Origin of the sequence: Psychrobacter sp. DAB_AL62B (assembly GCF_028895345.1) — a bacterium.
Classification (GTDB): Bacteria; Pseudomonadota; Gammaproteobacteria; order Pseudomonadales; family Moraxellaceae; genus Psychrobacter.
This window is the reverse complement of the sequence record NZ_SAXC01000001.1, coordinates 528,206-541,163: the sequence shown is the minus strand read 5'-3', so window position 1 is coordinate 541,163 and position 12,958 is coordinate 528,206. Positions and strand designations below refer to the sequence as shown.

Sequence of the window (12,958 nt, the reverse complement as noted above, 5' to 3'; positions counted from 1 at the left end):
ACAATTAGCTAATGATCTTTGGTGGTAAGTAGATGGTAAACGTATTTAAAGGTTCGATAAGCACACTATAAGGGTTGTTCTGTTCTGACGTAGTGACAATACCTAAGTCTGATAACAGTTTGAAATTGGCAGAAATCAAAGAGGCTGGCCGTACCTCAAGTCTTTTATGCCAGACGCGATACGTACCAAGCTTGCCATCACGGCGGTGATAAAATCCTGCTAGCGGATGGGTTAAGTAGATAAGTGCAGATTCGGTATCAGGAAAACCTGGGAATGAAAAGCTATCCTCTGCCTGTTGTGTCAGCGACACTGACGCCGCTGCCCATTCTGACTCGGCATTTACCAAATATTTAGAATACATACCAGTCTCTTCATCAAAATGGCAATCAAATGTCATCTTAGCGCTATGCCATGGCAAGCTCCATAAATATCTCGGCACCGCTAATGTCCAAGAGTCTAGAGTGGTACCCAAAAACCACACACTGCGCTCGCCAGTTTTGGTATCTATGATGTAAATGCGATAATTGGTCTGCCCCATAGTGAATGCCGGAAAAGGGTAAACAGCTGAGGTGAAATCGACATCTATAAATGGTACAACAGAAATCAGTCCTTTTTCCTCACCGTCGATCATCACCGTATCTAGCTTAAATCTATCAGGAAATATACCGTCAAACCTTTCTGCTGGCACAGCATAAGTGATAATAGAAAAATGCTTTAAACCACAAACAACGTCGATACCTGTTGGCTTAGGTCTGTCATGTAAATAATCCTTAAAGCGTCGCAAATCTTGCACAATATTTCCTCATATAACCATAACTTTAAATAATGGTAAAATAGTTGATCTATATCTGCTATAAATATAAATGATGAGGCAGTCACTAAAGCTTCTATATTTAAACACTATTCTAGGTTAAATACATGCTTCTGCGTGCTTAAAATATTGCCTCAAACCACTAAAAAAGAAACAGCATTCGCTTAAGAAATATTTTGAAACTTTGTCGGCTTCCTGTGAAGAAAAAAGGGTTTGCGTTAATCAGGTGTTCTGTTTTGTTGAGTTAAATTGCTCCGTTTTGATTTGAAATTTATTTTTGCTATGGTAACTGGAAATAAGTCTACGGGCGTATGAAAGACTTATTTTTTAATTATGAAAAATAATTAAGAACACCAATCAACTATAAGGGCAGAAACTATGACTAATAGTGCTAAAGATAAAAGAAAACATATCATCGATAATTCCGAAGACCTAAAAGATAAAATTACCGAATCTATTGATGCTTTTAAGCTACGGGCTGAGCTGTTGGTCGCTAATTTAAAAGAAGGCGGTGATGATGGTTATGATCATTCGACGACCACTGCCGGCGAAAAAGGGCTGAAATCAGGTAAGGTTTCAGAGCTAACCGTCATTGCGCCTCTAAAAGAGGGCGGCGCTGCACGTCTAAGAAAGGTTTTAGAAATTGCTGGTGGTAATTTAGAAGGGGCAACGCGAGTTGGTACGCTACATGACTTACGCTTTGTATTTTTAGATGATGACACTAGAGTGCTATTTTGTACCGCTTATGACGGCGATTGGGACCCTTATATCGACGACTTTGCGACCAAAATCCCTGAGTTAATGGACATCTTGTTTGGTAGTGTCAAAGGCTGGCCTGGTATTAAAGATCCCAGTGTTAAGCAATTTATTTTGGATCATCAAATTACAGCAGCGGGTTGGTATGTTGGTGTACCGCATCTGACCATTCAAGATATTCGCCGCCAAGATCGTATTGTCAAAGGTATTAATAAAGCTTTGGACGAAGCACAGTCTTAACGTCTGCTGTAAACCAATAAGCTGTTATTAATAGGCAGCTATTAATAAGATGCTAGCAATCTATATCACCTTTTTAAAATGGGCTGGGTGATATAGAGAATAAGGGCAACATAAATCAATATAACTATAAAAATAGGTTCAATAATGAGTACAAATACTCCTGATAATGATAAGAAAAATGACAGCACTCAAAGCAATGACCACCAAAATAACCCTAAGCAAGAAAATAAAGCTAGCAATAGCTTGGGGGATAAACTGCATGACTTAAAAGATGAGTTTGGCAATCGTATCGAGGACAGTAAGTTTGAATCTTGGTTACAAGATATCAAAAAAGAAGTCGGTGATAGTATTGAAATATTGACTCATAAAGCACGCGGTGTATTCAATCCTAATTTAGTAAGTATGGAGTTAGAAGATATCCAATCCATTATTTTACGTGATCGTCCGACGCCTTACTTTGGTACGGTCGTTGCACTTAAAATTAATAATGCTGAAGTTGGTCGACAAATGCTTGCGCAAGTCTTGCCAGATGTCACTGGTAGTAAAGAATGGCATAAAAATATGGAGGCCACGCTATCTGTGGTCATGACTTATGCCGGTCTAGAGGCGTTGGGTGTCCCGCAATCATCGTTAGATAGCTTTCCAGATTCTTTTAAAGTAGGTATGGCAGGACGGGCTGATAAATTGCGTGATAATGGCGTGAACGCGCCACAAAATTGGGCAGCACCGTTTGGTGAACAGGGCGATGTTCATGTTTGCGCGGCCATCATCGCGGATAGCAAAGAAAAATGGCAAGTAAAGCTTAGCGAGCTAAAAAATAATATCAAGTCGCATATTAATAAAGACGACCCTGAAAGTGGCGATATTGAAATTTTAATGGAGCATGATTTTGGCTCTGATAATAATGTCAAAAACGTCTTTGGTTATCGTGATGGTATTAGTAACCCAGAAATCAAAGGCAGCGGTATTCAGACACCACCAAGCAACACGGATGACGCCATCGCAGCGGGCGAGTTTGTACTAGGTTATAAAGGTGAAGCGGGTACGATACCGCCTATGCCGCAGCCTGAGGTTTTAGGTAAAAATGGCTCGTTTATGGTATTAAGGGCCTATAACAGTCATGTCGCCGCTTTTAATAAATTTTTAAAAGACAATAGCGAAAGTGATGAAGAAGCTGAGTTACTGGGCGCTAAGATGTGGGGGCGTTGGCGTTCAGGAGCGCCTTTAGTATTGTCACCTGATCATGATGATGAAGTGCTAGGTGATGACCCAAGCCGGAATAACGACTTTGGTTATAAAGATGACCCACATGGTAAAAAGTGCCCGTTTGGTGCGCATACTAGACGCATGAATCCAAGAGACAGCAAAGACTTTATTTTATCTGATGTGCGCATCCACCGTATTGTCAGACGTAGCGTTGGCTTCGGTGAGGTGTTACCAGCTGATGTTACCGAAGATGATGGCAAAGAGCGTGGTTTGTTCTTTATCGGGATCAATGCTCATGCCATGGAAACCATTGAATTTTTGCAATCCCAATGGATTAATGATGGTAACTTTATGAGTTTGGGGGAGGAAAAAGACCCTATGCTTGGCGTCCATCAGGGCGATAAAGACGCTGCTGCCGATACTTTTACCGTCCCTGCCGACCCAATTCGACAACGTTATCATGGTATCGAAACCTTTAATACCTTGTACGGTGGTGAATATTTATTTATCCCAAGTTTGTCGGCGTTGAAATGGATTAGTGAATTATCCTAAAAAAATAAATAATAAAAATGTATATCAACTTATCAAAAAAGGGCTAAAAACCATGTTAAAGAAACTATTTAAACCTAAATATGTGCCATACGATCATAAGTATATTGAGTTATCAGAGCAGGATGAGCGTAATATTCGCACCATTACTGACGATATTAAAAACTATATCGCCCGAAGTGATAAAGCCAGTAACGTTGATTATCATACACGCGATGCCCATGCTAAAGGTTACTGCGCGCTGAAAGCTAAGTTTGAGATTTTGGATAATCTGCCTGCCGAGTATGCGCAAGGTTTCTATGCCAAATCAGGTATCCATGATGCCGTTATTCGCTTCTCTAATGGTGCCTCTCGCGTATCAGCCGATCGTAAACTGGGTCTAGCACAAGGCCTAGCCATTAAAGTGTTCGACGTACCGGGAGAGAAATTGGCTCCTGGTGAAGAGAATAGCCCTAACTTTGATTTTAACTTAATCAATCATCCGGTATTCTTTTGCAATAGAATCGAAGACTACGCTTATATCTCTAAGCTGTTTTTAGAGATACCTGAATACGCTAAACAAGGCGCAGTCGGCAAAGCAAAATTGGCGTTTAACTGGTTGACCAACTATGGCTCAACGCTGCCAAGCAAAGAGTCATTAAAAACCTTTAAAGCATTGGGCGGATTTACCACAATTGAGCCAAAAAATACTTTGCTTTATGATTTCTATTCGCAAGGCGTGGTGCGTCACGGCGACTATATGGCCAAAATAAGAGTGACACCGACAAAGGCGTCGGCTAAGAAAATCACCCGTCGCGAAGTAGATATCGCTGCCAAGGAAGAAGCGATTCGTCCGCTGATTATCGATGAGATACGTGAGCATGATTATCAGTTTGACGTGCAGATTCAACTGTGTCGTAACCTAAAAAAGCAACCGATTGAAGAGATAACGACAGAATGGAAAGCATCTGATGCGCCATTCGTGACGGTAGCAACGCTCACGATTCCTTGCCAAGATGTGCCTGATGACGGTAATTTTGAGGTTATGGAAAATTTATCGTTTACGCCATTTCGCTGTTTAGAAGAAAATCGCCCGATTGGTAATTTGCAACAGTCGCGTCTAAAAGCTTATCAAATAGCCTCAGAGACGCGCCATGAACTCAATAACGTCAAACGTCAAGAGCCCAAGAATCTAAAAGAAACCTTTGATAAATCTTTCTTTTAGATAGATGTTCAGTCTTTTGTATTGACTATGATGTCTCAACTCTCCAGATGTTACCCATAAAAAAAGAGCCAGTAATTAACTTAATGGCTCTTTTTTATTCAAAACAAAGATCAATACAGCACCCAAAATTACGACACTTGCGATGATGAATCGTAGGGTCAATTGTTCAGACAGAAATAGCACACCTGCGATAGCTGCCAGTATGGGTACGCAGAACTGCACAACTGCCGCTTGGGTGCTTTTTAGCAGTGGCATGGCCACATACCAAAGACTGTAGCCAACCCCAGAGGTGATTGCCCCTGACACGCCAGCTAATAGAATACCTTCCATACTCATCTCTGCAAAGTAGTTCATTCCTGCGAGAAATAATAGGGGAATAGCGACAAGGCTTCTAATAAAGTTAAAGCCCGTGGCTCGAACCGATGATATACAAGACTTACCACGTATACTATAAACGCCCCATGAAATGCCACTTAATGCCATAATCACTGCCCCAAATAGTGATGGTACTGCCGCTGAAGGTAGCATTAAGTAGACAAAACCCGCAAATGCGATTAAGAGTGCCGCCCATTGCACCTTGCTTAAGCGCTCTTTTTGATAGATACCCCAACCAATCATAGTGAACTGGACTGCGGCAAATAAAATAAGCGCACCAGTGCCCGTCTCAAGCTCCACATAGGCGAGCGAAAAGCAAAGCGCATAAACCACCAAGCTAACACTACTGATCCAACTGCCCTTATCTTTTAAAATCGCGTCTTTTGAAACAGCGTTAACATTGGTATTTTCGTTAAGCACACTTTGTCGTTGTAAGCGCTGTTGATGAACGGTCATAATAATAGCAAGACAGACCGCGCCACCCAACAGGCGGATAACGGTAAAATTCCAAGGATCGATATAACCTTCTGCTAATGCCATTCTACAAAGAAGAGAGTTGGCGGCAAACGCAATTAACGCGATAATCGTGTATAACGTAACTTTCAAAAATAATTCCTACAATCATTAATATGGTCTTTGAATAAAATACAGGTAGCTTCGGTGCCATATACTGATGGCTAGTATAGGGCAATGTCGAAACATCTGATCTACAAGTTGTCGCTTAAATGCTTATCGTAATAAAAATAATAGCGTTAAAAATAGTACTGTTAAAAATAATAAAAAGGAAAAAACACGTGGATTTGGCAAGTATCTTTATTTATGACACAACATGGGCATTTGCCGCTGAAATATTAATACGCGTCACTGTGATGTTCTCGCTTATTATTTTGTTTCTACGCTTCACCGGCAAGCGTGGCGTTCGGCAGTTATCCATTTTTGAGCTGACGATTATTTTATCATTAGGGTCTATTGCAGGTGACCCGATGTTTACCGAGGATTTACCCATTATTCAAGCGGTACTGATTATGAGTACCGTTATATTACTTTATCGGCTGTGTACGTGGACTATGATGAAGTATCAGCCTTTTGAAGATCTTTTGGAAGGCAGGGCGCGTTATATCGTTGAAGATGGTTTGCTCGTGCTCGATAAGATTAAACAGGGAGAAATGTCACACGATGAGTTTTTTGCAGAAATGCGTCAGCAAGGAGTTGAACATTTAGGTCAAGTGCGTACGGGTTTACTAGAAACAGACGGCGAATTTAGTCTGTTATTATATCCACCCGATAAAATAGACTATGGCTTACCACTTTTCCCCAAGCAATATCAAGCAGTCGACCAGATAGAGCATGGGATTTATTATGCTTGTATGTATTGTGGTTATGTCGACTATCTCTCAAATCCCAATCAATTATGCCAGCGCTGTGAGAATGACGGTAAAAAATGGGCGAAAGCCTTAAATAGCAAAATTGTGAGATGATGATTGGTAAATAGCGGACAAGTAGGAGATTATTAAAACGATTAGCCTCATACGTCTATCTGTTCAAGCCATTTAACTACCTGCCGAATTCGATCATCTCTGTCACCGCCAATCTGTCGAAATGGTATTTGATGAGTATTTAGCTGACTTGTAAAATAAGCGCTTATCTCTTCACGCTGGTGCGGGCTATCACGCAAATCATCAGCGACCCACGGAATATCAACCTCGGTCAATAATATCAAATCATAATGATGCGCCAATGCTGCTTTGGTGAGTGCTTCAGGACAATCGCCATAATACCAATTGGCATAAACCATCAGCTCAAATAAACTGGTATCACAGAATAAATAGTGGGCGTTATCTGGAGTTTGAGCGGCTTGTCCGGCAAGCTTATTCTCTAACTCAATCTGACCTTGCGCAATCGGCAGTAAATCATCCCACGTACAGGTAAGTTGTTCCTTATCCCATTTTTCTTGCAGGTAAGTACGCATATATTCTGGCACCCAAAGTGAGCCAAAATGTGCGGCCAAGTCACGGCATAGCGTGGTCTTGCCGGTACTTTCTGCACCTAGTATTGCGACGCTAATGACGGATTTAGGCGTATGCTGCGTTAGATTGTACGCGGTAGCGTCGTTGCCATTCATAATATGCCCAGATTGCAATGAAGGTAAATACTACGTACTGTAGTGCGGTAAAGGTGAGACCTTTATAAAAGTATAGCGGTACTGAGATAGCATCAGCGATTATCCATAGTAGCCAATGTTCGATTTTACGCCGTGCCATGAGCCACATCGCCATCAAAAACAGCGCCGTGGTCAGCATATCGGTATAGTCAACCCAAGTAAATAAGTGCACACCGAGCACTGCACCATCAAAGCTAAATTGATTGTTGATGACCGGTCTAAAATAATAAACCAAAGCGACAAAAGCCACGGTAGCAGTCGCTAGCAATGCCAGTATGGGTATATCTTTTTTACTTAAATGCTCTACTTGAATTGTACTTTGGTCGTCAGTATTTTTTAACCGCTCATTTTTTTGCTGGCTAGTGGGATTAATATGATCTTGATGCTTTGAATCTTCTTTATTTTTTGACCAATTGAGCCATCCGTAAATACTCATAACGGTATAATAAGCATTGATGAACATATCGCCAAATAATTGCCATTTCCATAGTAGATAGACAAAGATAGCCGTGCTTATCAGACCAATAGGAAAGACTAAGATATTGGTTTTGCTGGCGAGTAAAACACTGGCCACCCCAAAGATAACGGCGATCAATTCTAGCGCAATAAATAAGGTTGGATAATCGGCATACTGCCCAAATAACCCATTCAAAAGTTCCACCATGAGCATTCCCAAATATGAGCGTTTATTATGATTGGTTGATTGTTATGTTGTCAGGCTTTTCAAATAGCGTCAATTATAGCCTAGCTGCCATAAAATACAGGCCGTCTTTGTCTATTTTTGATGACAAATAGGTTATTTGTAACAAAGTATTAGAAAAATAATAATATTCAGGCATAATAAAGGCACTGATTTTAAGTTTACAGTTATTCACTGAAATCAAACGACTGTTTTTTTACCTTTACGCTTATCGCAAGCCCTATATAGTAGCAGACAAGGAAGCTTATCATGACGACTTGTATCACAGGCACAGGCCTGTATATCCCTCCGTTTAGCATTAGTAATGAAGAGTTGGTAGAGTCATTTAACCAGTATGTTGAGAATTATAATGCAAAGCACGCTGCTGATATTGAAGCAGGAACGACCACTGCACTTGAGCCTTCATCGGCCGCCTTCATCGAAAAAGTATCGGGCATCAAATCACGCTATGTGATGGAAAAAGCCGGTATTTTAAACCCTGACATCATGGCTCCTGTCATTGCTTATCGTAATTTAGGCGAAGAGCTATCTATCATGGCAGAAATGGGTGTAGCCGCGTTAAATGATGCCTTGGCTGATGCTGGGCTTGAAGCTAATGACTTAGATGGTATCATCCTTGCCTGCTCCAACTTCCAGCGTACTTATCCGGCGGTTTCTATCGAGATTCAAAATGCGATCGGTATGGTTGGCGGCTTTGCGTATGATATGAACGTTGCTTGTAGTGCGGCAACTTTTGGTCTATCACAAGCACACGGCTCTATCGTTTCTGGCCTTGCCAAACGCGTCGCTGTGGTTAACGTTGAGATTACCTCAGCGCATCTTAACTGGCGTAACCGTGACAGTCATTTTATCTTTGGTGATGTCGCGACTGCTTGTATCGTAGAAGATCTCGATACGCCAAAAGGCTATGAGATTCTAAATTCTAAGCTATTTACGCAGTTTTCGACCAACATCAAAAACGAATATGGCTTTATGGATCGCTCAGAATTCCTAGCGGCGCAGACCGAGATGTATCCGGATCTTAAAGAGCCTGTGACTGATAAGCTGTTTTTGCAGAATGGTCGTAAAGTATTCCGTGAAGTCTGTCCAAAGGTTTCAGAGATTATCACCGAGCATTTGCAAGAAAATAATATACCAACGTCTGACGTTAAGATGATGTGGCTACACCAGGCCAATGCCAATATGTTAGATTTAATCTTACGTACCGTTATTGGTAAAGAGGCAGATAAAGCAATCGTTCCAAGTGTCATTGCAGAATTTGCCAATACCAGCTCAGCCAGCCCGATGATTGTATTCCATCGTTATAAAGACGAGCTGCAGTCAGGTGATTTGGGTGTCATTTGCTCATTTGGCGCCGGTTACTCGATTGGGTCGGTAATCGTTCGTAAGGTGTAGTTTTTAACCTTAAACCTCAATTGTCATCAAAATAGCCAAGAATACTCTTGGCTATTTTTTTCACTTAAATTTCAAGTAAAGCTCATTGTGTAAGCCAAATTATAATAAAAAGCGTCGATATTATGGGAACAGCAGGAAAGTTTGCCCATATTTTGTCTATATAAAGGCAAGATTGCTGAGAGGTTTTAATTTCATGGTAAAAATTTGCTATAATCACGGTCTTATTTCAATTATTCAATTAAAAGTCCTTTTATGAAAGAATCCTTACGCCTGCGTTTAGACCAGATGGTAGACCGTTATGAAGAGGTTACCGCCTTATTATCGGACCCGAGTGTCATCAGTGATAATAATAAGTTCCGTGAATTGTCCGTCGAGCACAGTGATTTGATGGACATAACGACATTATGGCAGAACTATGTGCGTGCAGAAACGGATCAAGCTGATGCAGAAGCGATGCTAGCCGACGCGACAGATCCTGACATGAAAGAGATGATGCAAGAAGAAATTGACAGTGCCCGTGATACCATCGTCGAGATGGAAGAAGCACTGAACGTCATGATGTTGCCAAAAGATCCGAATGATAAAGTGCCAGCATTCCTTGAGATTCGAGCTGGTACTGGTGGTGATGAAGCAGCAATTTTCTCTGGTGATTTGTTCCGAATGTACCAAAAATACGCACAAACTCAAGGCTGGACGGTAGAGATTCTATCAGCCAATGAGGGTGAGCACGGTGGTTACAAAGAAATCATTACCCGTGTATCTGGTAATAGTGTTTACGGTCGTTTAAAGTTTGAGTCAGGCGTGCATCGTGTCCAGCGTGTTCCTGATACGGAAAGCCAAGGTCGCGTGCATACCTCAGCTTGTACCGTTGCTGTTATGCCTGAAGTTGAGATTGATGATACGGTTGATTTAAATCCAGCTGATATCCGTTTTGATACGTTCCGCTCAAGCGGTGCTGGTGGTCAGCATGTGAATACCACTGACTCTGCCGTACGCTTGACACACATCCCAACGGGTACCGTGGTAGAGTGTCAACAGGAACGCAGCCAGCATAAAAACCGGGCACAAGCGATGAAAATGCTGATTTCTAAAATTCAGCAAGTCAAAGTTCAGGCACAGGTAGATGCAGCTGATACGATACGTCGCGATTTGGTCGGTAGCGGTGATCGCTCAGAGCGTATCCGTACTTATAATTTCCCACAAGGGCGTATGACCGACCATCGTATTAACCTTACCTTGTATAAGCTTGATGCCATTATGGAAGGTGACTTGGATGAAATCCTTGATGCGTTGTTACGTGAGCACCAAGCGGACTTGATGGCCAGTATCGGCGGTGCTTAATAAGAGATTAACAAGCCCATAAAATAAGAGGCGTACCCAATGCATATGACAACTAACTCATCGCTAATATTACCGTTTAACAAAATCGCGATGACTATTGTCGCGATGTTGATGGCATTTTGGCTAGCTGCTTGTAGCGTCACGCCCTCATCAACGCCAGCAATGGAGCCAGAGCAGACTAGTAGCACTGTAGCAAATAATGAAAGTGACCCGCTTTCTTATCAAGCGTGCGTTTATCCTCCTGATGAAATGGTACAAGCTTGCACTAAAAAGGGTGGGGCTTTTTCGCAGCAAGGCATGCTTGGCTGTTATCAATGTGTGTTGTCTTATACGGATGCAGGAAAAACTTGCCAAGACAGTGCTGACTGCCAAGGAAAGTGTAAAAATACGGGTGAATTTATTGAGAATGGCGCCAAAAATCAGTCAGGGCAATGCGCTAGTGACAGCAGCCCGTTTGGCTGTTATCAAACCATTGAAAAAGGCGTGGCACAACCTGCCATTTGTGTCGATTAATTTGATTGTTGTTTGTCGTGTGAAAAATAGATAAGTGTTATTCAGTTTTATTTAAATGTGTTATTTGAACTTTTTATTTTAAATTCATCATTTCCGTTTATTCCTTTAATTATCTAATAATTTTGAGAGTGTTATGTCAAAGCCTAATAATCAAAATCAGCAAAGTAATCAAGAGCAAGTTCCAGAAGATGCCAACGAGCTGATTGCTCAACTGCAAGCCAAGCTAGATGAGATCACTGCTTCAGGTAAGCAACCTTATCCTAATACCTTTAAGCGTACGGATTATGCTCAAGACTTACAAACGGCTTTTGATGGTATATCGAAACAAGAAATTGCTGATAATGATGCTAAAGGTGAAAAAACACAGGTCAATGTCGCCGGTCGCGTCATGCTGAATCGTGGTGCATTTATTGTTATCCAAGATATGACAGGTCGCATCCAATTATATGTGGCACGTAAAGAGTTAGATGAAGAGACACTGGCAAGCATTAAATCGTTAGATTTGGGTGATATCGTTGGCGTATCAGGTTATATCGGTCGCTCGGGCAAAGGCGATTTGTACGTACATATTGAAAAGTTTGAATTATTAACCAAGGCTCTACGCCCTATGCCAAATAAGTTTCATGGCTTAGCGGATGTAGAAGCCCGTTATCGCAACCGTCATCTTGATTTGATGACCAACGAAACGACTCGTGATACTTTTATGGTTCGCAGTCAGGTAGTCAGTGGTATTCGCAAGTTTATGTTGAATGAGCGTTTTATGGAAGTTGAAACGCCAATGATGCATCCTATTCCAGGTGGTGCGGTTGCGCGTCCGTTTGTGACCCATCATAATGCGCTCGATATGCCGTTATATTTGCGTATCGCGCCTGAGCTTTATTTAAAACGCTTAGTCGTCGGTGGCTTTGAGAAAGTATTTGAGATTAACCGCAGCTTCCGTAATGAAGGTGTCTCAACCCGTCATAACCCTGAATTTACCATGATTGAGTTTTATCAAGCCTATGCAGATTATCATGATTTGATGGATTTGACTGAGCGCTTATTTAACGAATTGGCGACAGATATCTTGGGAACGACTGAGATTACTTATCAAGAAGAAGCCATCAGTCTAAAAGCGCCTTTTGAACGCCTATCTATGTCTGATGCGATTGCCAAATATGCAGAAAACTTTGACATGACACGTATTAACGATCGTGAGTATCTCGCAGAGTACGCATCGACAACGCTTAAGCAGCAAGTAAAAGACGTCTTCGGTGTGGGTAAGTTGCAGACGATTATTTTTGAAGAAACCGCTGAGCATCAATTACGTCAGCCAACATTTATCACTGAATATCCTGCTGAAACCTCACCACTAGCACGCCGCAGTGATGACAATCCTGAGATTACTGATCGCTTTGAGCTATTTGTCGGTGGTCGTGAATTGGCGAATGGCTTTAGTGAGTTGAATGATCCAGCTGATCAGGCTGAACGCTTTCATGGTCAGGTCGCTGAAAAAGACGCTGGCGATGATGAAGCGATGCACTTCGATGCAGAATATATCGAAGCGCTGTCTTATGGTTTACCGCCGACAGCTGGTGAAGGTATCGGTATCGATCGCTTAGTGATGCTATTGACAGACTCTGCGAGCATTCGTGATGTGATTTTATTTCCACATATGCGCCGTAAGCTTGAGGGTTAGAGATAGTTTGCTTGCCATAAGTCCATGCT

The 12,958-nt window shown here is 41.7% G+C and carries 12 protein-coding genes; 8 read left to right on the top strand and 4 right to left on the bottom strand.

Annotation, left to right across the window (positions count from 1 at the left end):
* Window positions 1-4: 4 nt before the first annotated feature.
* The gene (locus EPB74_RS02140) at window positions 5-793 is read right to left on the bottom strand and encodes a DUF2071 domain-containing protein (RefSeq protein WP_274902511.1); all 789 of its coding nucleotides are present in this window, start codon (window positions 791-793) and stop codon (window positions 5-7) included.
* A 396-nt stretch (window positions 794-1,189) separates the two neighbouring features.
* Here EPB74_RS02140 and EPB74_RS02135 point away from each other — a divergent pair, with 396 nt between their 5' ends.
* From EPB74_RS02135 to EPB74_RS02125, 3 genes are all read left to right on the top strand, one after another.
* Window positions 1,190-1,807, top strand: coding sequence for a hypothetical protein (locus tag EPB74_RS02135; RefSeq protein ID WP_227516756.1), 618 nt, complete (start codon window positions 1,190-1,192; stop codon window positions 1,805-1,807).
* A 144-nt stretch (window positions 1,808-1,951) separates the two neighbouring features.
* A complete protein-coding gene (locus EPB74_RS02130) occupies window positions 1,952-3,565 on the top strand; it encodes a Dyp-type peroxidase (RefSeq protein WP_274902509.1) in 1,614 nt (537 codons plus the stop codon).
* 52 nt (window positions 3,566-3,617) lie between these two features.
* Complete coding sequence (locus tag EPB74_RS02125; protein WP_274902508.1) at window positions 3,618-4,766, top strand: catalase family protein; 1,149 nt, start codon at window positions 3,618-3,620, stop codon at window positions 4,764-4,766.
* Window positions 4,767-4,841: 75 nt separating this feature from the next.
* Here EPB74_RS02125 and EPB74_RS02120 read toward each other — a convergent pair whose 3' ends face one another.
* Window positions 4,842-5,747, bottom strand: a complete 906-nt coding sequence (locus EPB74_RS02120; protein WP_274902506.1) for a DMT family transporter — start codon at window positions 5,745-5,747, stop codon at window positions 4,842-4,844.
* Window positions 5,748-5,935: 188 nt separating this feature from the next.
* On the opposite strand from EPB74_RS02120, the gene EPB74_RS02115 reads away from it, so the two are divergent.
* Window positions 5,936-6,619 carry a DUF421 domain-containing protein gene (locus EPB74_RS02115; protein WP_274902504.1) on the top strand — a complete coding sequence of 228 codons (684 nt, stop codon included), beginning with the start codon at window positions 5,936-5,938 and terminating at the stop codon, window positions 6,617-6,619.
* Between the two features lie 47 nt (window positions 6,620-6,666).
* On the opposite strand, the gene EPB74_RS02110 is transcribed toward EPB74_RS02115, so the two are convergent.
* Window positions 6,667-7,263: an ATP-binding protein gene (locus tag EPB74_RS02110; protein ID WP_274902503.1), complete on the bottom strand. Its 597-nt coding sequence runs from the start codon at window positions 7,261-7,263 to the stop codon at window positions 6,667-6,669.
* On the bottom strand, window positions 7,214-7,966 hold the full coding sequence (gene pnuC / locus EPB74_RS02105; protein WP_274902502.1) for a nicotinamide riboside transporter PnuC: 753 nt from the start codon (window positions 7,964-7,966) through the stop codon (window positions 7,214-7,216). The genes EPB74_RS02110 and pnuC overlap by 50 nt, the downstream gene beginning before the upstream one ends.
* Window positions 7,967-8,251: 285 nt before the next feature.
* Here pnuC and EPB74_RS02100 point away from each other — a divergent pair, with 285 nt between their 5' ends.
* The 4 genes from EPB74_RS02100 to lysS all read left to right on the top strand — a co-directional run bounded on the left by EPB74_RS02100 (window position 8,252) and on the right by lysS (window position 12,929).
* Window positions 8,252-9,397, top strand: coding sequence for a beta-ketoacyl-ACP synthase III (locus tag EPB74_RS02100; protein ID WP_079691711.1), 1,146 nt, complete (start codon window positions 8,252-8,254; stop codon window positions 9,395-9,397).
* 252 nt (window positions 9,398-9,649) lie between these two features.
* Window positions 9,650-10,738, top strand: coding sequence for a peptide chain release factor 1 (prfA, locus tag EPB74_RS02095; protein ID WP_079691713.1), 1,089 nt, complete (start codon window positions 9,650-9,652; stop codon window positions 10,736-10,738).
* Window positions 10,739-10,783: 45 nt separating this feature from the next.
* Entirely contained in the window at window positions 10,784-11,251 is a 468-nt protein-coding gene (locus EPB74_RS02090; RefSeq protein ID WP_274902500.1) for a hypothetical protein, read from the top strand.
* Between the two features lie 133 nt (window positions 11,252-11,384).
* Window positions 11,385-12,929: a lysine--tRNA ligase gene (gene lysS / locus EPB74_RS02085; protein ID WP_274902499.1), complete on the top strand. Its 1,545-nt coding sequence runs from the start codon at window positions 11,385-11,387 to the stop codon at window positions 12,927-12,929.
* Window positions 12,930-12,958: the final 29 nt, after the last annotated feature.